Here is a 23,394-nt window from a genome sequence, read left to right as displayed (position 1 = left end):
TTCGACCGGGTGTGTTGCCGCGCGACGATCGCGCCGGCCCGCTAGAAAGCCGCACATCCCAGGCATTCTGCGCCTGCCGCCGGTGCGCACGACGTACGTCCCGCGACGTGCCCGACCACGAACTCGCGCCCGTCGCCCCTCCCGACGAACCTCTCGCGCGAAAGAGCTGACGTCCCATGGCGACCACACGTGCCCTGTCCCCCGTCCCCCTCGACTCCCCCACCACCCCCACCCCCTCACCCGCCTTGACCGCCACCACCCTCCCCGGCTCCGGCGGCCCCCGGCACCGGCTGCGCGCCGTGGACCGGGACGAGGTGGCGGACGTCGCGGACCTGCTGCCGCCGGGCGCCACCTGGCTGCCCGCACCCCAGCACACCCTGCCCGCGCTCCCGGGCCGCCCGCCGATGGTCGGCTACCTGGTACTCGTCCCGGCCGACCAGCAGACGCCGTTCCGTCCGGTGGGCGTGGCCGGCCCGTCGCACAAGGACGGCGGCGACGGGGGCCGGGAGGGCGACCCGCTCGTCCGGATCGACTCCGCGCGGCGCACCGCCGCCGTGGACGGGCGTGAACTCGACCTGACCTACCTGGAGTTCGAACTGCTCGCCCACCTCGTCGCCCATCCGCACCGGGTGCACACCCGCGACCAGCTCGTCACCACGGTGTGGGGCTACGGGCACGTGGGCGACGGCCGCACCGTCGACGTGCACGTGGCCCGGCTGCGCCGCAAGCTCGGCGCGGAGCACAGGCAGACGATCCAGACCGTGCGGCGCGTCGGCTACAAGTACACGCCGCCCACGGGACGCTGAGCCCGCACGCCTCTCTGCTGACGGCAGAGGGACGTTCCCGCCGGCCCCGGCACCGGGCACAGTGACCGGCATGAGGCTACTGGTGCTGGGCGGTACGGAGTTCGTGGGGCGGGCCGTGGTCGAGGCGGCGCTCGGCCGGGGCTGGGAGGTGACCGTCCTGCACCGCGGACGGCACGCCCCGCCCCCCGGAGTGCGGGCGCTGCACGGCGACCGCACCGCGCCCGACGGGCTCACCGCCCTGGCCGAGGACACGTGGGACGCCGTCGTCGACACCTGGTCGGCGGCGCCCCGCGCGGTACGGGACGCGGCGCGGCTGCTGCGGGGCCGCGTCGGCCGGTACGTGTACGTGTCGAGCTGCTCGGTGTACGCCTGGGCTCCGCCCGCCGGGTACACCGAGGACGCCCCGCTCGTCGGGGGTGCCTCGGCGGACGCCGGGCAGAGCGACTACGCACGGGACAAGCGGGGCGCCGAGCTGGCCGCCTCGGACGCCTCGGACGCCTTCGGAGCGGACCGCTCGGTGCTCGTGCGGGCCGGGCTGATCCTCGGCCCGTACGAGAACATCGGCCGGCTTCCGTGGTGGCTGAACCGTGTCGCCCGCGGCGGCCCGGTCCTCGCGCCCGGCCCGCGGGACCTGCCCCTGCAGTACATCGACGTCCGTGACCTCGCCGACTGGGTGCTCGGCGCGGTGGAGCGGGAGCTGAGCGGACCGTACAACCTGGCCTCCCCGCCGGGGCACACCACCATGGGCGGCCTGCTCGACGCCTGCGCGACGGCCACGGGCGGCGCGGCGGAGCTGCGCTGGACCGACCCCCGGGCCGTCCTCGCCGCCGGCATCGAGCCGTGGGGTCAGCTACCGGTGTGGACGCCCCCGGGCAGCGACCTGCACGACGCCCTCCAGAGCGCGGACGTCTCCCGGGCCCTGGCGACGGGCCTCACCTGCCGCCCGGTCGAGGACACCGTGGCCGACACCTGGACCTGGTTGCGCGACATCGGCGGCACCGCGCCCCGGCGCCCGGACCGCCCACCGGTCGGCCTGGACCCGGAGACGGAGGCGAAAGCCCTCGCCCTCGCACGGGCACGGCGTGGGCGTGGGTGTATCTGACACCACCCCCTGACCCGGGTGCCCGGCCCAGTGCCCCGCCCCGCGCCCTCCGGGAGACTGAGGTCATGAGCATCGACACGAAGAGCGGCACGGGGCAGACACGCACAGGGACGCGGACGCGGGGCGTGGCACTGTCGGCCGTGCGCGGACTGGCACTGACCTTCATCTCCCTGCCCGGCGCGGTGGTGTGCTTCTGCCTGACCCTCGTGTCGATCGCCCTCATCCCGATCGGGGTCGGCATCGTCACCACACCGTGGGTGCTGACCGGGGTACGGGCGTTCGCGGACCGGCGGCGGCTGCTCGCCGCCGAGTGGGGCGGGGTGCGGATCCCGCGGGCCTACCGGCCGCTGCCCGAGGGCGCCAACCCGTGGGCCCGGACCTTCGGCATGCTCGCCGACCCGGCGACCTGGCGGGACTTCCGCTGGCTGCCGGTCGACATGACGGCGGGCTTCGTCACCGCGCTGCTGGCCTTCGTACTGCCGCTCTACCCCCTGGAGGGCTTCGCCATCGCGGCCGGGCTGTGGCGGGTGCTGCCCGACGGCTACTGGTACGGCTTCGTCCGTGTCACCGACCAGACCTCCGCCCTCTACGCCGCCGGCCTGGGCGCCGTGCTCCTCCTCGCCGCCCTCCGACTCACCCCCCTCCTCCTGCACGCCCACTTCCGGCTCACCGGCGCGGTCCTCGGCTCCGGCCAGGGCGAACTCGCCGAACGGGTGCGTGTACTGACCGAGACCCGGCGCGACGCCGTCGACACCTCCGCCGCCGAACTGCGCCGCATCGAGCGCGACCTGCACGACGGGGCGCAGGCCCGGCTGGTCGCCATGGGCATGGACCTGGGCACCATCGAAGCGCTCCTCGAGAAGAACCCGGCGAAGGCCCGGGAACTGCTCGCGCAGGCCCGCCAGTCCTCCGCCGACGCCCTGACCGAGCTGCGCGAACTCGTCCGCGGCATCCACCCCCCGGTGCTCGCCGAACGCGGACTGGGCGACGCGGTGCGCGCCCTGGCGCTGCGGCTGCCCGTCGCCAGCGAGGTCGACGTGGACCTGCCCGGCCGTGCCGACACGCCGGTGGAGGCCGCCGGGTACTTCGCGGTCAGCGAGATCCTCACCAACGCCGTGAAGCACTCGGGCGCCGACCGGATCTGGATCGACATGCACCACGAGGAGGGCCGGCTGCGCGTCTCCGTCACCGACAACGGCAAGGGCGGCGCGGCGATCGGAGCGGGGTCGGGCCTGGCCGGGGTGGAACGGCGACTGGGTACATTCGACGGCGTCCTGGCCGTCAGCTCACCCGCGGGCGGCCCCACCATGGTCACCATGGAGATCCCTTGCGCGTTGTCCTAGCCGAAGACCTGTTCCTGCTGCGCGACGGACTGGTCCGGCTTCTTGAGGCCCACGACTTCGAGATCGCCGCGGCCGTCGAGACCGGCCCCGAGCTGTCCCGGGCCCTGGCCGAACTCGAGCCTGACGTCGCCGTGGTCGACGTACGCCTGCCGCCCACGCTCACCGACGAGGGCCTGCAGTGCGCCCTCGAGGCCCGCCGCAACCGGCCGGGGCTGCCGGTCCTCGTCCTCTCGCAGCACGTGGAGCAGTTGTACGCGCGTGAGCTGCTGGCCGACGGGAGCGGCGGGGTCGGGTACCTGCTCAAGGACCGGGTGTTCGACGCGGAGCAGTTCGTGGACGCCCTGCGGCGGGTGGCGGCGGGCGGTACGGCGATGGACCCGCAGGTCATCCAGCAGTTGCTCAACCGGCGTGCGGCGGAGGACCGGCCGCTGGAGCGGCTGACGCCCCGGGAGCGGGAGGTGCTCGAGCTGATGGCGCAGGGCCGGACCAACGCGGCGATCGCCGGCAAGCTCGTCGTCACGGAGCGGGCGATCGCGAAACACACGGCGAATATCTTCGCGAAGTTGACCCTCGAGGTTTCGGACGACGACAACCGCCGTGTACTGGCGGTTCTCGCGTATCTGGACCGCGGCCACTGACTCTGACGCCGGTCTCGTGCGTCCCACGAGCCCCAGCGATTTCCGAGACGGGTGAACACCCCTGGAGCGGCTTCCGTATGGATGGGAGCCGCTTCACTCCTGTCGGGCGCCCCCGATGCCCCGCAAGGAAGTCAGAGGAGTTCCATGACACGCAACACAAGAAAACGCCGTACGCCACTGGCCACCAAGGTCGTAGCCGGGGCAGCGGCCCTGGCGGTCGGCGGGGGCGGGCTGGTCTGGGCCAACTTCTACGCTTCGGCGCACGAGGAGCATCCGGGCCACAACCGGACCAGGTCGGCCGCCGCGCAGGTCGCGACGATCGACTGTCCCGACATCGGCCAGAAGATCTCCGGAGTGCCGGAGCGGGCGCGGGGGGAGGTCGACGGCGAACTGGCCACGATGGACAGCCAGATCACCAACGCCTACAAGCGCCTGGCCACCACACGGCGGGCGCAGGCGGGTGACTCGCAGTACGTCCAGAACACCATCCTCGGCCCGCTCAAGGACCGGCGGAAGGCGATCATCGACCGGATCCAGCTCGAGATCAACCGGGCCGGCGGGAGGGCCGACGACAACCTGGACGAGCTGGCCGGATGCCAGGGACGCCCCGCGGATCAGCAGCAGAACGGCGACGGTCAGTACGGGGACGGTCAGGACGGGGACGGCCAGAACGGCGACGGCCAGAACGGGGGCGACCAGAACGGAGATGGCCAGAACGGCGACGGTCAGAACCAGGACGACAACGGCAACGGTGTCGCGGGTCCGGTGGCCGAGGACTTCATCGACATCAACGACGTCGAGCCGAACTCCCGGGACAGCCAGAACGGTCTGGCCGCGAACGGCGACGGCGGTTCCACCGGCACCTTCACCAGCGACTGCGGTGTCAACGAGAACAACCTGTTCAACAGCGACAACCTGATCGCCGCCCCGGGTGTCGACAACGGCGCGCACCACGTGCACGACTACGTCGGCAACCAGGACAACGACGCCTTCTCCAGCGACCAGGACCTGGCCAACGCCGACACCTCCTGCCAGAACCAGGGCGACAAGTCGACGTACTACTGGCCGGTGCTGCGGCTCCAGGACGGTACCGAGGAGTTCGACGCGAACGACCAGGGCGGTGGCGCCGAGGGCAACATCGGCAAGATCCTCCAGCCGGCCCAGGCCGAGCTGAAGTTCGTCGGCAACCAGCAGAGCGACGTGGTCGCGATGCCGAAGTTCCTGCGCATCATCACCGGCGACGCCAAGGCGTTCACCAACGGCGACGCGAACGCCAACACCTCGTGGAGCTGCTCCGGCTTCGAGGACCGGCAGGTGACGGACAAGTACCCGCTGTGCCCCGACGGCAGCCAGGTGCTGCGGACGACCAACTTCCAGAGCTGCTGGGACGGTCAGAACATCGACAGCGCCAACCACCGGGACCACACGGCCTTCGTCCAGCAGGACGGAAGCTGCCCGGACGGCTTCCAGGCCATCCCCCAGTTGCAGGTCCGTCTCGCGTACGACATCCCCACCCCGACCATCGAGAACGGCCAGGTGCAGAACCCGTACGCCGTGGACAGCTTCCCGGAGCAGTTGCACAAGCCGATCACCGATCACAACGACTTCATCAACGTCATGGACGAGGACCTGATGAACGAGGTGGTCGACTGCATCAACCGCGGTGAGGACTGCCAGTAGTCCCACCGTCGGCAGACACGGCAGAGCGAGAGGGCCGGTGGCGGAGATCCGCCACCGGCCCTCTTCGCGTTCCCGGTCAGCCGCTGTGCCCGGCGTGTTCGCCGTGCTCCGCCGCGTGCTCACCGCCGCCGTGCTGCGCGCCCTGTTCCAGGGTTCCGCCGAGTCGGCCGCGCAGGTCCGCCACCACGTCCTCGTGGCCGACGGCGACCCATTTGCGGCCGACGAGGTAGTAGCCGCCGTAGTCCTTGGCGGTGTTGATCCACTCGCGCTGGCCGCGGTCGGTGGAGAAGGTGGCGAGGATGTACTTCTCCTCGCCCTTCTCGCAGATGGCCTGGCGGATGGTGTCGGCGTCGGTCTGCATGTTCGGGGCGCACTTCGCTTCGGCGGCCAGGTGTTCCAGGCTGCCGGTCGCCGTCTCGGGGACGGGGGCGCCGTCGTCCCCACCGTCTCCGCCGTTCCCGTCGGTTCCGCAGCCCGCCAGCACCAGTGCCGTCGCGGCGGCGCTCAGCGCGAGCATCGGTCGGGTCAGCCTCATGTGTTCCTCCGGTCCGCTGTGGCGACATGCCGCACGGAGCCCCGGCAAGGGGCTCTCGTCATCGATACGGGCGCGGCGCGCGAAGTACTCAGGACCCCGGGTGCCCTTCTGCGGACACCGTGCGAGAGTGGCGCCGTGGACCAGGACTGGGAAGACCGTGTGACAGCCGCCTGGGCGGCATGCGACGACTACGCCGAGGAGGATGCCGCCGACTTCCGCGCGGTGATCGACGCCCTCGCCGACGAGTTGCCCGCGGACAGTCCCCTCGGCCTGTTCGAGCGGGCCTGTGCCTGGGACTCCACGGGCCACTCCGACCGGGCCGTGCCGCTGTACCGCGAGGCGCTGGAGCGCGGTCTCGGCGAGGCCGGCGCCTACAAGGGGCGCCGGGCGAAGATCCAGCTCTCCAGCTCGCTGCGGAACACCGGACATGCGGAGGAGGGCGTGAAACTCCTGTCGCCGGAACTGCTGGCTCCGTCCGACGAGTTGGACGACGCCGTACGCGCGACGCTCGCGCTGTGCCTGTCGAGCATGGGCCGCGACCGTGAGGGCCTGTCCCTGGTGCTCGGCGCGCTCGCGGCCCATCTGCCGCGCTATCAGCGGTCGATGGCGAACTACGCGCGGCTGCTGGTGGAGTCGCCGGAGCCGCCGGAGTAGCCGGTTCCGGCGGCCCGGTCCCCGCCGGGTGACGGGGCGTACGGTGACCATCGCCCGCTTCGCTCGTTCTGCTGAACGTGCAGCCACAGGATGTCGCCCCGCGCCCCGCACCGTCCTCCGCCTCCGCCTCCCAGACCGGCCCGGCCGGTCCGGTCGGTCCGGCCGTCGATGTCGAGCAGGCCGAGGCCGCGCTCGTCGAGCACTATCCGCGCCTGGCCCGGCTGGCCTATCTGGTGCTGCCGCCGGGGCCGGGCCGGGGCCGGCGCGTCCTGGCCGCGCACGCCCTCACCCAGCGCGCGCTGCCCCGGAACCGGACGACGACCGCGGTGATCCCCGCCCAGTCCACCGGCCGGGAGGTGGATCCCGGTTACGCGCTGGTGCGGCTGCGGGTGGTGCGTACGGCGCTGGAGGCGGGGCTTCCGCTGCGGCGGCGGGCGTGGCCCAGGCGGTCCCAACTGCCACCGCTGCTGCCGCACGTCCGGGGTCTCAAGCTCTTCCCGCGCTCCGGCGGCGCCGACGAACTCGCCCTGGACCAGGCGCTGTCCGCGCTCTCGGGGCCCGGCCGGGCGGCGTACGTGCTGCGCGGTCTGGAGCGGCTCCCCGACGACGGCGTACGGCAGTTGCTCGGCGCCGCCGGGGTAGCCGACGTGGACGCCGCGCTGCGGGAGGCCGACGGGGTGCCGGGCCAGTACGCGCTGCTCGGCTCCCCCGAGTTCGACCCCTGTTCCCTGCAGGCCAGGCCGACCGACCTGCTGCGCCGGCGGCAGCACACGAAGGCGGCGCTGGTCGCCGGGGCGGCGCTGGTGGTGTGCGGGGCGCTGCTCGGCCTGCCCGGTGACGGCTGGGGGCCGGACGGCGCCGCCGCCCCGTCGTACGCGCAGAACCCGGCGGCCGAGGCGGCCCTGGACCCCGCCCGGCTGACGAAGGTCGCGCCCGCCGCGTGGGAGACCTCGGCGCGCACCGACTTCTCGGTGTGGCCGGCCCGGGGTGACCTCACCGGCGACGAGAAGCTGCTGCGCCGCGCCCTGGCCGTGTGGGCCCGGCCCGGCGAGAGCGTGGGGGTGTCCGCGACGCCGGGCACCCCGACGGGCGGACCGGCCGGCCCGCCGCAGTTGCTGTACGCCGGGGCCGTCGACAACGCGCGGGTGGTGATCCTGCACGACGGTCTGCGCGTCGTCCGGTACGCCGAGCCGAAGGACGGTTCGGCCGGTGCCGCCCTGGACTTCGCGCGGACCGACGGTGCGGGGCGGGCCGGGGCGACCGCGGTGGTGCTGGGCCGGGCCGACGGGAACGTCCGCTATCTGACGGCGCCCTGGGTGACGAAGGCGGCCGGGCGGGACCTCGCCGACCCGGACGCCGACGCCCGGGACCTGACGCTGACCGACGGGGTGACCTCGCCGGTGGCGAGCCCGGTGCAGCAGTCGGGGGCGTGCACGTCCTGGAACGTACTGGAGCTGACCGACGGCTCGGACACCCGGGTGGTGACCGACCTCGGCGAGCTGGTGCCGGCCCGCCTCACCACCGGGCACCCCGGTTCGGTGAAGGACGCCTCGGGCGAGAAGGCGCTGGGCGCGTGGGCGCCGTACGCCTGCTCGCTGGGCGCGGTGCGCGGGCAGGGGGTGCGGTCGGTGAACGCCTGGGAGTTCGCGTCCCAGCCGCTGCCCGACGGGACGGGGTCGGGCGCGTGGGTGTGCACCCGGGCCGAGACCTGGCGCGGCGAGGGGGCCAAGGTGCTGGCGCAGTTCCGGACGCCTGGCGGGGCGCGTGGCGCGGTGGCGGCGAAGGCGCAGGACGTGCCGGCGTGCGGCGAGCGCGACCCGCACGTGCTGGCCGGGGTGCTGTGGAAGTCGGAGGGCGGGCACTGGTATCTGCTCGCCGCCGGCAGCCGCGGCACCGAGTCGGTCGAGGCGACGGGCGGCATCACCGACGCCGCAGACGGGAACCTGCTGACGGCGAAGGCCGAGCAGGGCGCACAGGCCGAGCTGAAGGGCACGCTGGAGAACGGGCGGACGATCAGCGGGCTGCGCTAGTTGTATTGCCCTGTCCGACGGAACAGAACACCGATGCCAGATCCGGCTCGTTCGTGGGCCGGATTCGATCGGTAAGGTGTTCGTATGACTACCGGGGTACGCCGCAGAATGGGCGTCGAGGAGCGGCGGCAGCAGTTGATCGGCGTCGCGCTCGATCTGTTCAGCCGCCGCTCGCCCGACGAGGTCTCCATCGATGAGATAGCGTCGGCGGCGGGCATATCGCGCCCGCTGGTCTACCACTACTTCCCCGGCAAACTCAGCCTGTACGAGGCCGCGTTGCAGCGTGCCTCGGACGATCTGGCGGCCCGGTTCGTGGAGCCGCCCGAGGGCCCGCTGGGGGCGCGTCTGCTGCGGGTGATGGGCCGCTACTTCGACTTCGTCGACGAGCACGGGCCCGGTTTCTCGGCCCTGATGCGCGGCGGCCCGGCCGTCGGCTCTTCGACGACCAACGCGCTCGTGGACTCCGTACGGCAGGCCGCGTATGTCCAGATCCTTTCGCACCTGGACGTCACGGAGCCGCCCGCACGGCTGGAACTGGTCGTCCGCTCCTGGATATCGCTCGCCGAGTCGACGGCGCTGATCTGGCTGGACGGGCGCCGTATCCCGCGCGCCGAGCTGGAGACCCAACTGGTGCACGACTTCGCCGCGCTGGCGGCGGTAAGCGCCGCCTACGACGAGGAGATGGGCGCCCTGCTGCGCCGCGTCATCGCCGACGAGCCGGCCGACGGCCCGTTCGCGGACCTCGTCGGCCGGCTCATCACGCTCGCGGGCTGACTCCGGGCAGGCTCCGTGCCGGCTCCTGGCTAGCTCTCGAACTTCCGGTACGACGGGTCGAGGTCGCGGACCTCGGCCGAGGCGTGCAGGGCGAGGCCGTCGCCGGGCTTGGCGTACTGCCGGAGCAGTTCCAGGACGGCCTCGGTGAGGCGCACCTTGGTCTCCTCCGTGCGGCCGGCGAGCAGCCCGAGGGTGACGTGCACGACGGCGTGCCCCTCGGTGTCCGGGCCGACCACGGTGTCCTCGGACCGGCGGAACTGCGTCTTGCACGCCGGTGGCCTGGCCGCCGCGATCTCGACGACGGCCTCGTGCAGGGCCCGCGCGAAGGCGGGCCGGTCGAAGTCGTCCGCCAGCTCGGCGGAGTACTCCACGATGATCTGCGGCATGAGCCCTCCCGTTGCTTGAACAGCAGGGCTCACCCTAACCGCAGCCCCGCGACCGTCAGCCGGCCCGCTCGAACACGGCGACCGTACGGGCCGGCACGGTGAACGTGCCGGACCCCGCCGCGTACGCGGACTCCTTCACCACCGGGTCCGCGCCCGCCGCCTGCACCGGATGCAGCCGGTAGCCGGTGCCGGCCGCCGTCTCGATCCGCTGCTGCTGCCGCTGGGGCGTGGCGTTGAAGACGACCACGAGGTCACCGAGCTTCATGGTGATCACGCCGGGCGTCTCTTCCTTGCCGGAGAGCGGGAAGGAGAGCCGGGACTGCACCTGGCCCGCGGTGGCGAGGGAGAAGTCCTGCTCGCCCGTGCGGATCTTCAACAGGTCCCGGTACGCCGCCGAGGCGCCGGTGATCTGCGGGCAGCCGACCTTCACGGTGTCCAGCAGCGGCTTGGCGTACGGCCACTTGTCCTGGTTGTCGGCGGCCGGTGGCAGCCCCCGCCCGAAGCCGTTGCCGTCGGTGCAGTCCCAGTGGATGGCGTTGAACCAGTCGCCGCTGTCGTAGGAGTTGCGGTCCAGCGACTTGGAGCGCAGCAGGTCGCTGCCGGCCTGGGAGAGCGCCGGGCCCTGCGAGAGGGCGGCGGTCGCCATGGCGAGGACCTGCATGCGGGCCCGGTCGTCGGCGGACGTGTCCTTCGGCAGCTTGAAGGTGAGCGCGTCGAACAGGGACTCGTTGTCGTGGGCGTCGGCGTAGGCGAGGGCGTCGCCGGGTGCCTCCGCGTATCCGGCGGGGGCGCCGTTGTAGTCGACCTCGGAGCCCTTGACCTCGTTGCCGTCGGTGTCGGTGAAGGCGTAGTCGGCGAGGCTGCCGGAGAGCCCGACCTTGATCAGGTCCTGGTAGTGCAGGAGACGGGCCTTCTGCTCGGCCTCGGTGCCGTTGGCCGTCGAGGAGTTGGGGTCGGTGAACAGGCCGGAGGCGAAGCCCTGGACGCCGGGGTCCTCGTCGAAGGGGCCGCCGCCGCGCACGGCGTCGCGGGCCCGGTCGGAGAACGTCGCGATGCCGGTGCCGGCCATGTTCTTCTGGGTGGCCTGCGTGAAGCGGGCGTCGTCGGCGACCTCGCCGAAGTTCCAGCCCTCGCCGTACAGGATGATCTTCTTGCCGTCGACGCCGTCCTTCCTGAGGGTCAGCGCGTCGAGGGCCTTGCGGACGGCGAGGATGTTGGCCTTGGGGTGGTGGCCCATGAGGTCGAAGCGGAAGCCGTCGACCTTGTACTCCTTGGCCCAGGTGACGATCGAGTCGACGACCAGCTTGCCCATCATGGCGTTCTCGGTGGCGGTGTTGGCGCAGCAGGTGCTGTTCGCGACCGAGCCGTCGGCGAGGAGCCGCTGGTAGTAGCCGGGCACGATCCGGTCGAGGACGGAGGTGTCCGCCTGGCCGCTCGCGGCCGTGTGGTTGTAGACGACGTCCATGACGACGCGCAGGCCGTCGTCGTTGAGGGCCTTGACCATCTTGCGGAACTCGACGGTGCGCTCGGTGCCGTCCGGGTCGGTGGCGTAGGAGCCCTCGGGGACCGTGTAGTGGTACGGGTCGTAGCCCCAGTTGAAGGCGTCCTTGGCGGCCGTCTTCGTCACGCACTCCTGCTGCTTGTCGGAGTCGGCCGGGTAGGAGGCGAGGTCGCAGTCGGGTGTCTGCCGGTCGGACTTCTTCTCGGGGATGGTCGCGATGTCGAAGGCGGGCAGCAGGTGCACGTAGGAGGTGCCGGCCTCGGCCAGCTCGCGCAGGTGCTTGGAGCCGTCGCTGTCCTTGTCGGTGAAGGCGAGGTAGGTGCCCCGGTGGTCGGCGTCCGCCGTCGGGTCCGCGACGGAGAAGTCGCGGATGTGCAGCTCCTGGATCTGGGCGTCCCTCAGCGGCACCGCCTCGGGCTTGCGGTAGTGGTCCCAGCCGCGCGGGGCGAGGGACCGGTCGTCCAGGTCGACGACGAGGCTGCGCTCGGAGTCGGTGGTCAGGGCGAGTGAGTAGGGGTCGGTGACCTTGTTGGTGACGACCTTGCCCGCGGTGGGCGCCCACACCTTCACGGCGTACCGGTAGGGCTTGCCCTTCCAGGAGCGCGGGCCGCGGACGGACCAGACGCCGGTGTCGTCGTCGCGTCGCATGCGGACCGTGCGGTCGCCGATCTCCAGCTTCACGCTCTGCGCGGTCGGCGCCCACACGGAGAGGGTGGGACGGCCGTGGCGGAAGGTGGGCCCGAGGTCGGCCTTGGTCGCGTCGGCCGCGTACAGGTCGTCCAGGACACCGGCCATCTGCACACCGGTCGCCGCGAGAACCGCGCCGTTGGCGGCGCGCTGGGAGGCGACGACCTGGCCGCGCAGGGCCTCGCGCACCCGGTCGCGGTCGCGTGGATCGACCGACCAGGCGGTGTACTCCTTCAGGTGCGGGAACTTCGCCTTCTGGGCGTCGGTGAGGGTGGTCTTCGTGAGGCGGAGCCAGGTGGTGTCGTCGTCGCCGGTCAGGGTGCCATCCGCGGCCTTGATCGAGCCGGTGCGGGAGGCGAGCAACTGGGTGGAGGCGGCGCCCTCCGAGCCGTTCCAGGCGACGGTGTTCCGGTCGATCCAGACGGCCTTGGAGGTGGTGAGGTCGACGGCCGCCGCCGAGCCCGCGGGCTGCGGCAGCAGGTACTGCTCCTCCCCGCTCACCAGCCACACCTCGTGGCCGTTCGCCCTGAGGTCCAGGGCCTGGTCGGTGGGCAGGTCCTTCTCGTCGCCCTTGTGGAGGATGTAGCTGAGGCTGCTGGCGCCCTCGGTGAGGGGCACCTCGAAGACCGCGCCATACGGGTCGGTCTTCACCGGCATCAGCGGCTTCGCCCAGTCGGTGGGGTTCGCGGCGTCGCCCCAGACGTGCAGGCCCCAGCCGTCGTAGTCGCCGTCGGCGCGGTGGTAGTGGAGCACTGCCTTGGTGGTGTCCTGGGCCGGATACTCGGGCCGCTCCGTGGCGACCTGCTCCTTGCCCTGCTCGATCCACACCTCGCCGGTCTGTGTGACGTCGATGGTGCGGTCGGCGGCGACGTCCTTGTTGCCGTCCTTGTCGACGACGAGGAAGCCCACGTCGGTCGCGCCGGGCTTGAGCTTGACGTAGGCGAAGGCGCCGTAGGCGTCCCGGCCGGTGAAGGGGTGGCTGTCGGGCCAGGTGGTGGCCTCGCCTTCGGCGAGGTCGCCCCAGGCGTACAGGCCCCAGTCTTCGTAGTTTCCGTCGTCCCGCTTGTAGTGGACGATCGCGTAGTCGCGGGAGGCGGCGGTGGGCGGCTGCTCGACGGGCGGGGTGCCGGTCGTCGACGCGGCCGTGGCGCTCGCGGTACGGCCCGCCGAGTCCACGACGACCGCCTTGTAGCGCAGCGCGGTACCGGCGGGGGTGTCCTCGCCGATGGTGTGGGTGACCTTGTAGGGGGCGTGGTCGGCGGTACCGAGGGTGCGCCATGTGCCGTCGCCGGTCTGGGCGGCGAAGACGACGCGGTTGAGCTGTCCGCCCGTGACGTCGGCGGTCAGCTCGACGGTGCCGGTGGCGCCGGGCTCGGGGGCGGTGAGGGTGACCGTGGGCTCGGTGGCGGGCTCGGGGGCGGTGAGGGTGACCGTGGGCTCGGTGGCGGGCTCGGCGAGCGGGCCCGCGGCCTTGAGGACGACGGCCGACTGGGCCGGGACGGTGACCGTGACCTTCTTGTCGGCGCCGGACTTCACGTCGTCGTCGGTGCCGTAGAGGCCGCGGAAGGTCATGTTCGCCGAGCCGGTGGCGAAGGTGACCGTCTTCGCGGCGTCGGCGTTGTTGAAGGCGACGACGTACTCGGTGCCGGTCTTGGCGTCGGTGCGGGAGACGGCGTAGACGCCGGCGCCGTCGGCCGCGTAGCGCTCGGTCTGGACGCCGTCGGCGAGGGCGGGGTTGGCCTTGCGGAGCTTGGCGAGGGCGCTGATCTGCCGGTAGAGCGGTGCTCGCGTGTCGTAGGCGTCGGCGGCGTGGGTGCGGTCGGTGCCGAGCTGGTCGTCGTCCAGGTAGTCGGCGGCGCGGGAGGCGAACATCGGCTGGCGGGCGTCCTTGTCGCCGCCCGCGCCGGTGAAGCCCTGTTCGTCGCCGTAGTAGACGACCGGGTTGCCGCGGCTGAGGAACATCAGCTCGTTGGCGAGCCGGTCCTTCTTCAGCAGCTCGGCGTCGGTGGCCTTCGGGTTGTCCTGCTTGAGGAAGGTGCCGATGCGGCCCATGTCGTGGTTGCCGAGGAAGGTGACCTGCTCGTAGGCGTTGGCCTTGTCGGTCGTGTACTTGTAGTCGTCGCCGAAGACGGAGGCGAGCTTCTGCGCGCTGCCGCCCTGGGAGGCGTACGCGCGGGCCGCGTCCTGGAAGGGGAAGTCCAGCGTGGAGTCCAGGCGGCCCTGGGTGACATAGGGCGCGGTGACGGAGGTGTCGGCGGAGTAGACCTCGCCGAACATGAAGAAGTCGTCGCGACCCTTCTTCGCGGCGTAGGCGTCCAGCGCGGTCGCCCACTGGGTCCAGAACTCCATGTTGACGTGCTTCACGGTGTCGATCCGGAAGCCGTCGATGGCGAAGTCCTTCACCCACCGCTGGTAGATCTTCTCCATGCCCCGGACGACCTCGGGCCGTTCGGTCCACAGGTCGTCGAGGCCGGAGAAGTCGCCGTAGGTGGCGGACTCGCCGGCCCAGGTGGAGTCGCCGCGGTTGTGGTACATCGCCGGGTCGTTGAGCCAGGACGGAACCTTGAGCTTCTTCTTCGCGGCGGGAACGGTGGGCGTGCGCGGGAAGGAGCCGCTGTCCACGCGCGGGAACCGGCGGTCGCCGTCGGCGTGATCGGCGTAATCGGCGTCGTCGAAGGGCTCGCCGTCCTTGGTCAGGTACGGGAAGGCGCCCTTGGAGAGGTAGTCGTACGACTTCTCTTCATAGTCGACGACGTCGGCGGTGTGGTTGGTGATGACGTCGAAGAAGACCTTCATGCCCTTGGCGTGCGCCTTGGAGATGAGGTTCTTGAGGTCCTTGTTGGTGCCGAAGTGCGGGTCGACCTGGGTGAAGTCGGTGATCCAGTACCCGTGGTAGCCGGCGGAGGCGTTCTCCCCGGTGCCCTGGACGGGCTGGTTCTTGAAGATGGGCGCCATCCAGATGGAGGTGGTGCCCAGGCCCTTGATGTAGTCGAGCCGGTCGGTCAGGCCTTTGAGGTCGCCGCCCTGGTAGAAGCCCTTGTCGGTGGGGTCGTAGCCGGTGGCGAGCCGGGTGCCGGTCAGACCGCCTCGGTCGTTCTTGGCGTCCCCGTTGGCGAAACGGTCCGGCAGGACGAAGTAGAACTGCTCCCGGGTGAGGTCGTGGCGTGCGGCGGCCTTCGCCAGCTTCGCGTCGGACGGAGGCGCGGGCGGGGTGTCGGCCCGTGCGGCGAGCGGGGGAAGCAGGGCGGCTGCGAGCGCGGTCACGGTGACGGCCGCGACCCGTCTCACTCGTGCGGTGCGGCGCGCGACAGGCACCGGCCATCTCGGTATCACGGACGTGAACTCCTTGTGCTGACGGCTCGATCGGGTCCGACCCCGGCGAGACCGTAGCGCTGCCACAAGGCTTGCAGCAAGAGCCATGAAAGTAACGGAAAGAACTTTCACGACCCTTGCCCAGGAGGCCGCCCAGCACCGGCACGGTCGCCTACGGCCGCACCCCCTGGCTGCTGCGCGGCCAGAGCGCCACAGCTTCACGGGCATGTGCGACCGCCAGTGGTTCCAACTGCACGCGTGCCCCCCGCAGCGGGGCGGCAGTCGGCCAGGAATACGTCTCGGACATGGAGTAGCCTGCCGGACCGGTCACCCGGCTCGCCGTATACCGGCGACGAAGGCGGTCCAGGCGGAGGCCGGGAACAGCAGCGCGGGGCCGGTGGGGTTCTTGCTGTCACGGACGGGGACGGTGCCGGGAATGTTGTCGGCGAGTTCCAGGCAGTCGCCGCCGCCACCATCGCTGTAGGTGCTCTTACGCCAGGCGGCGTTGTTCAGGTCGGTTCCTGCGGGGCGCATTGACTGAACTCCTCCATCGCGGAACGGATCACGGCCAGGGACTCGTCCGGAGGCAACACTGACCGACTCCTGCCCCCGCTGCCCCATTCAGTCCGACCGCCCAGGGTCGTCGCCGCTCGCGAGTTGGGCCGTGGCCGTTTCGACGAACGCTCGGGTTCGCCGGCGTTTGATCTCCTCAAGTTGGTCCAGGTACTCGCGCCTCGTCAGATCGTGTGACAAGAGCCCTCCCGTGAACACGCTGATGAATCCGAATAGCGCAGTGTCCAGAACGTATTCTGCAAGGAAGGGCACCTCGGGGCGCTTGGCGCTGGCCAGCCAAAGTATGAGTATCATCTCAGCAACGACGTGGGTGACCATGAGTACGCCCCAGAATACGTAGGCGATCGTCTCAGTACGGGACTTGCGGGGCTTGCCATCGCTGACCGGCTGTCCAGCGAGTATCGCTGCTTCCGCGTCCTCCAGTTGAAACTCAAGCTCTCGCAAAAGGCGTGCTTGCCTGGACTTGGTGACGTTGTTGATCTCCACGGACGCCACCAACAGGATGATCGGGATCACTGTCACCAACGCCGATGCGAACTCGGCGTTCATTTTCACTGTCCCCACGGCATGCCCCCTCAGTCGGCTTGCCGTATACCGGCGACGAAGGCGGTCCAGGCGGAGGCCGGGAACAGCAGCGCGGGGCCGGTGGGGTTCTTGCTGTCACGGACGGGGACGGTGCCGGGAATGTTGTCGGCGAGTTCCAGGCAGTCGCCGCCGCCACCATCGCTGTAGGTGCTCTTACGCCAAGCTGCGGCAGTCAGGTCGGGTCGGGTGCTGCACATGTCTCGTACTCCTTCATGACCCGCCGGATCAGGGCAGCGGATGCCTCTGGCGGCAGGGCGCGGGCGTGAACGAGATCGTAACGATGCGAGTGCCGGGCCACCATGACCCGGTCTTCCACCAACTCACCGGAGTGCCAGGCCTCCAGGTAGGCCACGTCGGGCGCGTTGCCGAACGAGAGCAGGGTGAGCGAGTCACCCATGGCCGAGTGGGCCCCCGCCGCGAAAGGCAGCATCTGCACCTCGATGTATGGGGTGTCTGCTGCATGCAGCACGAAGGCCAACTGCTCGCGCATGACCCCCGGCCCACCGACGGGGCGCCGAATCACCGACTCGTCCAGCACCACCCACAGCAGGGCGGGCCGCGACTTCTCGAGGAGGCTCTGCCGACTGAGTCGCGCTGCCACCTTCTCCTCGATCTCCTCTGCCGTGCACCACGGTTGCCCCTGGCGCAGCAGCTCACGCGCGTACGCCTCGGTCGGCCTCCAGGAGGGCGTCCAGCTTGGTGTTGACGTCCTCGGGCGGTGTCTCCTTGCCGAGTTCGAACTGGGCGATGCGGCTGTGGGCGATGGGGATCAGGTCACCGAGCCCTCGTTGGGTGAGCCCAGCGCGGACGCGGAGTTTGCGCAGCTTCACTCCGTAGAGCGCGGGCAGGGATGCGGACGGGTCGAGTTCCTTCGGCGCGGGCATCGACTGTCCCCCGTTTTCGATCGAGCGCAACGAAAACCATCACCCCTGGTGAGGGCAGCGTCACGCACCGATGATCGTGGGGAGAGTCGGAATCATCATCGCGAAGGAAGGGCACCGCACCATGGCCGCACAGGAACGCAGAAGGCGGGCAGCCGCGATTCAGGACGCCGGAGCCGCCCAGGACGAACTCTCCCTCGCGCTGGACGAAGTCGGCGTACGGCTGCCGTCGTTGGGGCTGGACAGCGTCTCGCTCGCCAGCGACTACCTGCCACCCCTGGTGGACCTCGGACGCTGCAACCCGGGCACGGCCCGACAACTGGCCGAGGCGCTGCGGGAAGGCGGCGGCCGTTCCGGTGAACTCAACGCCCGGGTGCGGGAGGTGAACCGGCGGAGTATGAACCGGCCGTGACGCGGGGTGAAGGGCCCGCCGCTCCCCAGCGGGAGTGGCGGGCCCTTCGGCGCTGGAGGGGACGGGGCGTCAGGCTCGCGTCCACCACACCGTCGTGTCGGCCGGTACCTTCGCCTCGCCGGACGCCTCGGTGATCTCGCCGGTGGCCAGCAGGACGTGTCCGTACGCGGGCATCGACACCGACTCGCCGGTGGTGTTGGCGACGCAGACGAACTCCCCGCGCCGGAAGGCGACGACGCCCTCGGGGGCGCGCAGCCACTCGATCGCGTCGCCCGCGCCCAGGTCGGCGGTGGAGCGGCGGACGGCCAGGGCCTCGCGGTACAGCTCCAGGGTGGAGTCGGGCTCGCCGGTCTGGGCCTCGACGCTCAGCTCGCTCCAGCCCGCCGGCTGCGGGAGCCAGCTACCGCCGTCGCCGAAGCCGTACGAGGAGCCCTCACGGGTCCAGGGGATCGGGACGCGGCAGCCGTCGCGGAAGCCGTCCTGGCCGGCGCCGCGGAAGTAGGCCGGGTCCTGGCGCACCTCGTCGGGCAGGTCGACGACGTCCGGCAGGCCCAGCTCCTCGCCCTGGTAGACGTAGGCCGAGCCGGGCAGGGCCAGCATCAGCAGGGTCGCGGCGCGGGCGCGGCGCAGGCCGAGGGCGCGGTCGCCCGCCAGGCGGATCTGGGTGCCGAGCCCTGCCGGGTTGGCGAAGCGGGTGGCGTGCCGGGTGACGTCGTGGTTGGAGAGGACCCAGGTGGCGGGGGCGCCGACCGGGCGCATGGCGTCGAGCGTGCGGTCGATGACCGTGCGCAGCTCCTCCGCGTCCCAGTGGGTGCCCAGGTACTGGAAGTTGAAGGCCTGGTGCAGTTCGTCGGGGCGGACGTAGTTGGCGGTGCGCTCGACGGTCGGGGTCCACGCCTCGGCGACGAAGATGCGCTCGCCGCTGTACTCGTCGAGGATGAGCCGCCACTGGCGGTAGATGGCGTGGACGCCGTCCTGGTCGAAGAACGGCATGACATCGTTGCCCAGCAGCTTCACCTGTTCGTGGGATCCGAGGTCGGGCAGGCCCTCGGCCTTCACCATGCCGTGGGCGACGTCGATGCGGAAGCCGTCCACGCCCATGTCCAGCCAGAACCGCAGGATGGAGCGGAACTCGTCGCCGACGGCCGGGTGCTCCCAGTTGAAGTCGGGCTGCTCGGGGGCGAACAGGTGCAGGTACCACTCCCCCGGCGTGCCGTCGGGCTCGGTGACGCGGGTCCAGGCGGGGCCGCCGAAGATGGACTCCCAGTCGTTGGGGGGCAGTTCGCCGTTCTTCCCCTTGCCGGGGCGGAAGTGGTAGCGGTCCCTGGAGGGGGAGCCGGGGCCCTCGGCGAGGGCGCGTTTGAACCACTCGTACTGGTCGGAGGAGTGGTTCGGGACCAGGTCGACGATGATGCGCAGGTCCAGCGCGTGGGCGTCGCGGATCAGCGCGTCGGCGTCCAGGAGGGTGCCGAACATGGGGTCGACGGCCCGGTAGTCGGCGACGTCGTAGCCGCCGTCGGCCTGCGGGGAGGCGTAGAAGGGGCTGAGCCACACGGCGTCCACGCCCAGGTCGCGCAGGTACGGCAGGCGGGTGCGGACACCCTCCAGGTCGCCCATGCCGTCGCCGTTGCTGTCGGCGAAGCTGCGCGGATACACCTGGTAGATGACCGCGTCCCGCCACCAGTCACGGCGCTTGGGGACGGTGGCGACGGCGGAGGTGGGGGCCGGTGCGGCGGAGTGCTGCTGGCTCATGGCGTCCTTGGTACGTAACGGAAGTCTGGTCATGAAGGCGTGGAGACGTGGCGGCGTGGCGGCCTGGGGGCATGGGGGCATGGGGGCATGGGGGCATGGGGGCGACGAGGTGACCGGCCGCGGTGCAGCGGGGTCGGATGGGCACCGCGGCCGGACGTTTCCCCGGGTCGGGCGGTCAGCCCTTCGTGCCGCCGGCGGTGAGGCCGGTCACCAGGTTCTTCTGCACGAGGTAGAAGAACGCGGAGACGGGTATCGCGACGAGCACGGCGGTGGCGGCCATCAGGTTGCGCTGCGCGTCGTGTTCACTGACGAAGCTCTGGAGTCCGACCGCGAAGGTGTACTTCGTGTCGCTCAGCATGAACGTCGAGGCGAAGGCGACCTCGCCGAAGGCGGTGATGAAGCTGTAGAAGCCGGCCACCGCGAGGCCCGGCCGGGCGAGCGGCAGGATCAGCCGGAAGAACGTGCCGAAGGGGCTCAGCCCGTCCACGCGCCCGGCCTCGTCGATCTCGAACGGGATGGTGTCGAAGTAGCCCTTGAGCAGCCACGCGCAGTACGGCACCGCGGTGGAGCAGTAGACGAGGACCAGGCCGAAGTAGTTGTCGATGAGCTGGAGCTTCGACAGGATCTGGTACATCGGCACGATCAGTACCGCGATGGGGAACATCTGGGTGACCAGCAGGACCCACATGAGCTTCTTGTAGCCCGGGAAGCGCATCCGCGAGACCGCGTAGCCGGTGGTGGCGGCGACCATGACGCCGATGACCGTGGTGCCCAGCGAGACGATCAGCGAACTCTTCAGCCAGTCGAAGAAGTTCGTGTGCTGGAGCACGAACGCGTAGTTGTCGAAGGACATCTTCGACCAGATGCGCTCGGGATGCAGGTAGTCGTTCTTGTCCGGGCCGAGGGAGAGGAAGACCAGCCAGGCGACCGGGAAGAGCGCGACGAGGCTCGCGAAGGTCAGGATGCCGTGGGAGGCGAGGGAGGCGGCGCGGCTGCGTTCGCCGCGGCCGCGGACCTTGCGCGGCGGTGCGGTGGACGCGGTGACCTGCTCGGCAGGGGCCTTGGTCGGCGCGGTGCTTGTACTCATGGCGGCTCCTGCCTCAGTTCGCGAGCTGCTGCTCGTTGCGGTTCAGCCAGCGGCGGTAGAAGGAGGTGAAGACGATCAGGATGGCCAGCAGCAGGATGCCGTACGCGGCGGACTGCGCGAAGTCGCGCGGCTGCTGTCCGAAGCCGAGCTGGTACGCCCAGGTGACGAGGATCTGCGCGTCGGGGGCGGTGTTGCCGAACAGCAGGAAGATCACAGCGAACTGGTTGAAGGTCCAGATGATGCCCAGCAGGACGACGGTGGAGCTGACCGACCTCAGACCGGGGAGCGTGACGTAGCGGAAGCGCTGCCAGGCGTTTGCGCCGTCCATCTCGGAGGCCTCGTACAGGGTGTTGTCGATGGACTGCAGGCCGCCGAGGAGCGAGACCATCATGAACGGCACACCGCACCAGGTGTTGACCATGATCGCCGAGAACCGCTGCCAGAAGCTGTCCTCCAGCCAGGCGGGGGTCGGCAGGTGCAGCCAGTCCAGGGCGGAGTTGACGATGCCGGCGTCGGCGAGCATGAAGCGCCAGCCGAAGACCGTGACGAAGGTGGGCACGGCCCACGGCAGGACCAGGATCAGCCGGTAGAAGGTGCGGCCGCGCAGCTTCTGGTTGAGCAGCAGGGCGAGCCCGAGGCCGATGCAGAAGTGCAGTCCGACGCAGACCGCCGTCCACACGATGGTCCAGATGAAGTGCGACCAGAAGCGGTCGTACGCCGTCGGGCCCCACAGGATGTCGGCGTAGTTGTCCAGGCCGACGAACTGGTAGGTGGCCTCGATCTCGTTGACGCCGATCGTGCGGCCCGTGTTGAGGCTGTTGGCGTCGGTGAGGGTGAGGTAGAAGCCGTACCCCAGCGGATACAGCACGAGGACGCCGATCACGACGGCCACCGGCGCGATCATGGCGTAGGCGTACCAGTGCTTCTGGTAGCCGTCTTTCAGACGCCGGCCGAGGCCGGGCCGCGGGGTGCGGTCACCGCGGCGCTTGCCGGTCGCGCGGTCGATGGCGACTGTCATGGTTCGACACCTTCGGGAGCGAGCATAAGGAAGATCGGACGATCGGAAGACCGGACGATCAGGGTGCGGCGTACGGGCGGTGACCGCCGGGTCCCTCCCCCAGTGCGGGGACCCGACGGTCGGGTGGATCTACTTGCTGAAGTCCGGCACCAGCTTGGCGATCGCGGTCTCGGCGTCGCCCAGGCCCTCGTCCAGGGACTTCTTGCCACCGGCGATCTGGGGCAGCTCGTCGTCCAGCGGACCCCACAGGGAGCTGTACTCCGGCAGGGCCGGGCGCGGCTGGGCGGCGGGCAGGACCGTCTGGAAGCCGGCGATGCCCGGGTCGGCCTTGACCTTGTCGGTGTACGCGTCGTCGCGGGTGGGCAGCGTGGAGTTCTTCAGGGCGACGGTCTCCTGGGACTTCGCCGAGGTCATGAACTTCACGAACTTCAGCGACGCCTCCTGGTGGGCCTTGTCCGAGCCGGCGTACACCGACAGGTTGTGGCCGCCGGTCGGGGCGCCCGCCTTGCCGGTGGAGCCGGCCGGGACGGTGGCGATGCCGAGGTTGTTCTTGTCCTTGAACGCCGAGCCCTTGTAGAAGTTGGTGATCTCCCACGGGCCCTGGATGATCGAGGCGACCTTGCCGCTGACGAACGCCTCCTGGATGTGGGCGTAGGCGTCGGCGGTGACGTCGGCCTTGTGCAGGCCCTTGCCGTCGAACAGGCTCAGCCAGGTGCCGTACGCCTTCTTCGCCTCGGGCGAGTTGACGGTGACCTTCTCGGCCTCGGCGTCGACCGTGTCGGTGCCCTCGCCGTACAGGAACGGCTGCGCGTAGTAGCCGGCCGTGGAGGCCCAGTAGCCGTCGGTGCCGGTCTTGTCCTTGATGGTGGCGGCGGCCTTCTTCAGGTCCTCCCAGGTCCCCGGGACCTCGACGCCGGCCTTCTTGAACAGGGCCTTGTTGTAGACGAAGGCGAGGGTGTCGGTGACCAGCGGGACGCCGTAGGTCTTGCCCTCGTACTTGGCCTGCTCGATCAGGTTGGGCTGGAACTTGTCCTGCTCGGCGAGGGCCTCGGTGCCGTCCAGCGGCAGGAAGAAGCCCTTCTTGGCGAAGGCGGGGGTCCAGCCGACCTCGGCGCGCAGCACGTCCGGGGCGCCCGACGAACCGGCGGCGGTGTCGAACTTGTTCTGCGCCTGGTCGAAGGGGACGTTGACGTAGTTGACCTTGACGTCCTTGTTGGCGGCCTCGAACTCCTTGACCAGGGCCTTGTAGGTCGGCGCCTCGTTGGTCGCGTTCGAGGTGTCCCAGTACGTGATGGTGACCGGTCCGCCCGACTCGCTGTCGCTGTCGCCGTCCCCGCCGCACGCCGTCGCCGCCAGGGCGAGGGACGCCACCAGCGCGGTGGCCGCTATGCCACGCCGCATGAGTTCTCCTTGAGGGTGAAAGCCCGTGTGGTGCAGGGTGCGGGCCCGTCCGCCGCTCCTGCCACTGTCGGCCGCGTCGTTGCCGCCGCCGAGCGACGTGAACGTAACAGCGTTGAAAGCTCGACGGAAAGGTCTTGCAGCAAAAAAGTGCAAGAGATCTCCGAAGTTATCCGGGCGTGACCTCTCGGCGACCGCTATGAGACGCTTGTTTACGGGGCTCGAGCGGTATCGGGCCGG

The 23,394-nt window shown here is 70.7% G+C and carries 21 protein-coding genes; 9 read left to right on the top strand and 12 right to left on the bottom strand.

Features of this window, described 5'->3' with window-relative positions; genetic code table 11:
* The first annotated feature begins 176 nt into the window (after positions 1–176).
* From KUM40_RS11285 to KUM40_RS11265, 5 genes are all read left to right on the top strand, one after another.
* A complete protein-coding gene (locus KUM40_RS11285; RefSeq protein WP_217165657.1) occupies positions 177–806 on the top strand; it encodes a winged helix-turn-helix domain-containing protein in 630 nt (209 codons plus the stop codon).
* 70 nt (positions 807–876) lie between these two features.
* Positions 877–1,908 (top strand): SDR family oxidoreductase, encoded by a 1,032-nt coding sequence (locus KUM40_RS11280; RefSeq protein WP_217165656.1) that lies wholly within the window; start codon positions 877–879, stop codon positions 1,906–1,908.
* Between the two features lie 65 nt (positions 1,909–1,973).
* Complete coding sequence (locus KUM40_RS11275) at positions 1,974–3,251, top strand: sensor histidine kinase (RefSeq protein ID WP_217165655.1); 1,278 nt, start codon at positions 1,974–1,976, stop codon at positions 3,249–3,251.
* Positions 3,236–3,889, top strand: coding sequence for a response regulator transcription factor (locus KUM40_RS11270; RefSeq protein ID WP_217165654.1), 654 nt, complete (start codon positions 3,236–3,238; stop codon positions 3,887–3,889). The genes KUM40_RS11275 and KUM40_RS11270 overlap by 16 nt, the downstream gene beginning before the upstream one ends.
* Before the next feature lie 144 nt (positions 3,890–4,033).
* Entirely contained in the window at positions 4,034–5,569 is a 1,536-nt protein-coding gene (locus KUM40_RS11265) for a DUF1996 domain-containing protein (protein ID WP_217165653.1), read from the top strand.
* A gap of 76 nt (positions 5,570–5,645) precedes the next feature.
* Here KUM40_RS11265 and KUM40_RS11260 read toward each other — a convergent pair whose 3' ends face one another.
* Positions 5,646–6,104: a hypothetical protein gene (locus tag KUM40_RS11260; protein ID WP_217165652.1), complete on the bottom strand. Its 459-nt coding sequence runs from the start codon at positions 6,102–6,104 to the stop codon at positions 5,646–5,648.
* Between the two features lie 135 nt (positions 6,105–6,239).
* On the opposite strand from KUM40_RS11260, the gene KUM40_RS11255 reads away from it, so the two are divergent.
* The 3 genes from KUM40_RS11255 to KUM40_RS11245 all read left to right on the top strand — a co-directional run bounded on the left by KUM40_RS11255 (position 6,240) and on the right by KUM40_RS11245 (position 9,562).
* Entirely contained in the window at positions 6,240–6,758 is a 519-nt protein-coding gene (locus KUM40_RS11255; RefSeq protein ID WP_217165651.1) for a tetratricopeptide repeat protein, read from the top strand.
* Positions 6,759–6,835: 77 nt separating this feature from the next.
* A complete protein-coding gene (locus KUM40_RS11250; protein ID WP_217165650.1) occupies positions 6,836–8,788 on the top strand; it encodes a hypothetical protein in 1,953 nt (650 codons plus the stop codon).
* A gap of 84 nt (positions 8,789–8,872) precedes the next feature.
* Positions 8,873–9,562 carry a TetR/AcrR family transcriptional regulator gene (locus KUM40_RS11245; protein ID WP_217165649.1) on the top strand — a complete coding sequence of 230 codons (690 nt, stop codon included), beginning with the start codon at positions 8,873–8,875 and terminating at the stop codon, positions 9,560–9,562.
* 29 nt (positions 9,563–9,591) lie between these two features.
* Here the strand turns inward: KUM40_RS11245 and KUM40_RS11240 are convergent, their stop codons facing one another.
* The 7 genes from KUM40_RS11240 to KUM40_RS41210 form a co-directional block, all read right to left on the bottom strand.
* Positions 9,592–9,948, bottom strand: a complete 357-nt coding sequence (locus KUM40_RS11240) for a 5-carboxymethyl-2-hydroxymuconate Delta-isomerase (RefSeq protein WP_217165648.1) — start codon at positions 9,946–9,948, stop codon at positions 9,592–9,594.
* Between the two features lie 55 nt (positions 9,949–10,003).
* Positions 10,004–15,469 carry a pullulanase-type alpha-1,6-glucosidase gene (gene pulA / locus KUM40_RS11235; protein WP_217165647.1) on the bottom strand — a complete coding sequence of 1,822 codons (5,466 nt, stop codon included), beginning with the start codon at positions 15,467–15,469 and terminating at the stop codon, positions 10,004–10,006.
* A 306-nt stretch (positions 15,470–15,775) separates the two neighbouring features.
* Entirely contained in the window at positions 15,776–15,982 is a 207-nt protein-coding gene (locus KUM40_RS11230; protein WP_217165646.1) for a DUF397 domain-containing protein, read from the bottom strand.
* Positions 15,983–16,069: 87 nt separating this feature from the next.
* Positions 16,070–16,570, bottom strand: a complete 501-nt coding sequence (locus KUM40_RS11225) for a DUF4499 domain-containing protein (RefSeq protein ID WP_217165645.1) — start codon at positions 16,568–16,570, stop codon at positions 16,070–16,072.
* A gap of 26 nt (positions 16,571–16,596) precedes the next feature.
* Positions 16,597–16,803: a DUF397 domain-containing protein gene (locus KUM40_RS11220; protein ID WP_217165644.1), complete on the bottom strand. Its 207-nt coding sequence runs from the start codon at positions 16,801–16,803 to the stop codon at positions 16,597–16,599.
* A complete protein-coding gene (locus tag KUM40_RS11215) occupies positions 16,779–17,255 on the bottom strand; it encodes a DUF5753 domain-containing protein (RefSeq protein ID WP_254394946.1) in 477 nt (158 codons plus the stop codon). The genes KUM40_RS11220 and KUM40_RS11215 overlap by 25 nt, the downstream gene beginning before the upstream one ends.
* Positions 17,256–17,259: 4 nt before the next feature.
* Positions 17,260–17,490, bottom strand: a complete 231-nt coding sequence (locus tag KUM40_RS41210; RefSeq protein ID WP_254394937.1) for a helix-turn-helix transcriptional regulator — start codon at positions 17,488–17,490, stop codon at positions 17,260–17,262.
* A gap of 121 nt (positions 17,491–17,611) precedes the next feature.
* Between KUM40_RS41210 and KUM40_RS11210 the strand changes: the two genes are divergently transcribed.
* Positions 17,612–17,899: a hypothetical protein gene (locus tag KUM40_RS11210; protein WP_217165643.1), complete on the top strand. Its 288-nt coding sequence runs from the start codon at positions 17,612–17,614 to the stop codon at positions 17,897–17,899.
* 69 nt (positions 17,900–17,968) lie between these two features.
* Here the strand turns inward: KUM40_RS11210 and KUM40_RS11205 are convergent, their stop codons facing one another.
* The 4 genes from KUM40_RS11205 to KUM40_RS11190 form a co-directional block, all read right to left on the bottom strand.
* Positions 17,969–19,651 (bottom strand): alpha-amylase family glycosyl hydrolase, encoded by a 1,683-nt coding sequence (locus tag KUM40_RS11205; protein ID WP_217165642.1) that lies wholly within the window; start codon positions 19,649–19,651, stop codon positions 17,969–17,971.
* A 175-nt stretch (positions 19,652–19,826) separates the two neighbouring features.
* Entirely contained in the window at positions 19,827–20,738 is a 912-nt protein-coding gene (locus tag KUM40_RS11200) for a sugar ABC transporter permease (protein WP_217165641.1), read from the bottom strand.
* Positions 20,739–20,751: 13 nt separating this feature from the next.
* The gene (locus tag KUM40_RS11195) at positions 20,752–21,756 is read right to left on the bottom strand and encodes a carbohydrate ABC transporter permease (protein WP_217165640.1); all 1,005 of its coding nucleotides are present in this window, start codon (positions 21,754–21,756) and stop codon (positions 20,752–20,754) included.
* A gap of 129 nt (positions 21,757–21,885) precedes the next feature.
* Positions 21,886–23,157, bottom strand: a complete 1,272-nt coding sequence (locus tag KUM40_RS11190) for an extracellular solute-binding protein (RefSeq protein WP_217165639.1) — start codon at positions 23,155–23,157, stop codon at positions 21,886–21,888.
* Positions 23,158–23,394: the final 237 nt, after the last annotated feature.

The organism is Streptomyces sp. AC512_CC834 (assembly GCF_019049325.1).
GTDB lineage: Bacteria > Actinomycetota > Actinomycetes > Streptomycetales > Streptomycetaceae > Streptomyces.
Note: the sequence above shows the minus strand (reverse complement) of the source record. Positions and strands in the feature narration are given on the sequence as shown.

Bases quoted from the DNA above. Each gene is read 5' to 3' on its own strand.
- KUM40_RS11285 (WP_217165657.1), top strand. From the start codon at position 177: ATGGCGACCACACGTGCCCTGTCCCCCGTCCCCCTCGACTCCCCCACC.
- KUM40_RS11280 (WP_217165656.1), top strand. From the start codon at position 877: ATGAGGCTACTGGTGCTGGGCGGTACGGAGTTCGTGGGGCGGGCCGTG.
- KUM40_RS11275 (WP_217165655.1), top strand. From the start codon at position 1,974: ATGAGCATCGACACGAAGAGCGGCACGGGGCAGACACGCACAGGGACG.
- KUM40_RS11265 (WP_217165653.1), top strand. From the start codon at position 4,034: ATGACACGCAACACAAGAAAACGCCGTACGCCACTGGCCACCAAGGTC.
- KUM40_RS11260 (WP_217165652.1), bottom strand. From the start codon at position 6,104: ATGAGGCTGACCCGACCGATGCTCGCGCTGAGCGCCGCCGCGACGGCA.
- KUM40_RS11245 (WP_217165649.1), top strand. From the start codon at position 8,873: ATGACTACCGGGGTACGCCGCAGAATGGGCGTCGAGGAGCGGCGGCAG.
- KUM40_RS11240 (WP_217165648.1), bottom strand. From the start codon at position 9,948: ATGCCGCAGATCATCGTGGAGTACTCCGCCGAGCTGGCGGACGACTTC.
- KUM40_RS11230 (WP_217165646.1), bottom strand. From the start codon at position 15,982: ATGCGCCCCGCAGGAACCGACCTGAACAACGCCGCCTGGCGTAAGAGC.
- KUM40_RS11225 (WP_217165645.1), bottom strand. From the start codon at position 16,570: ATGAACGCCGAGTTCGCATCGGCGTTGGTGACAGTGATCCCGATCATC.
- KUM40_RS11220 (WP_217165644.1), bottom strand. From the start codon at position 16,803: ATGTGCAGCACCCGACCCGACCTGACTGCCGCAGCTTGGCGTAAGAGC.
- KUM40_RS41210 (WP_254394937.1), bottom strand. From the start codon at position 17,490: ATGCCCGCGCCGAAGGAACTCGACCCGTCCGCATCCCTGCCCGCGCTC.
- KUM40_RS11210 (WP_217165643.1), top strand. From the start codon at position 17,612: ATGGCCGCACAGGAACGCAGAAGGCGGGCAGCCGCGATTCAGGACGCC.
- KUM40_RS11205 (WP_217165642.1), bottom strand. From the start codon at position 19,651: ATGAGCCAGCAGCACTCCGCCGCACCGGCCCCCACCTCCGCCGTCGCC.
- KUM40_RS11200 (WP_217165641.1), bottom strand. From the start codon at position 20,738: ATGAGTACAAGCACCGCGCCGACCAAGGCCCCTGCCGAGCAGGTCACC.
- KUM40_RS11195 (WP_217165640.1), bottom strand. From the start codon at position 21,756: ATGACAGTCGCCATCGACCGCGCGACCGGCAAGCGCCGCGGTGACCGC.
- KUM40_RS11190 (WP_217165639.1), bottom strand. From the start codon at position 23,157: ATGCGGCGTGGCATAGCGGCCACCGCGCTGGTGGCGTCCCTCGCCCTG.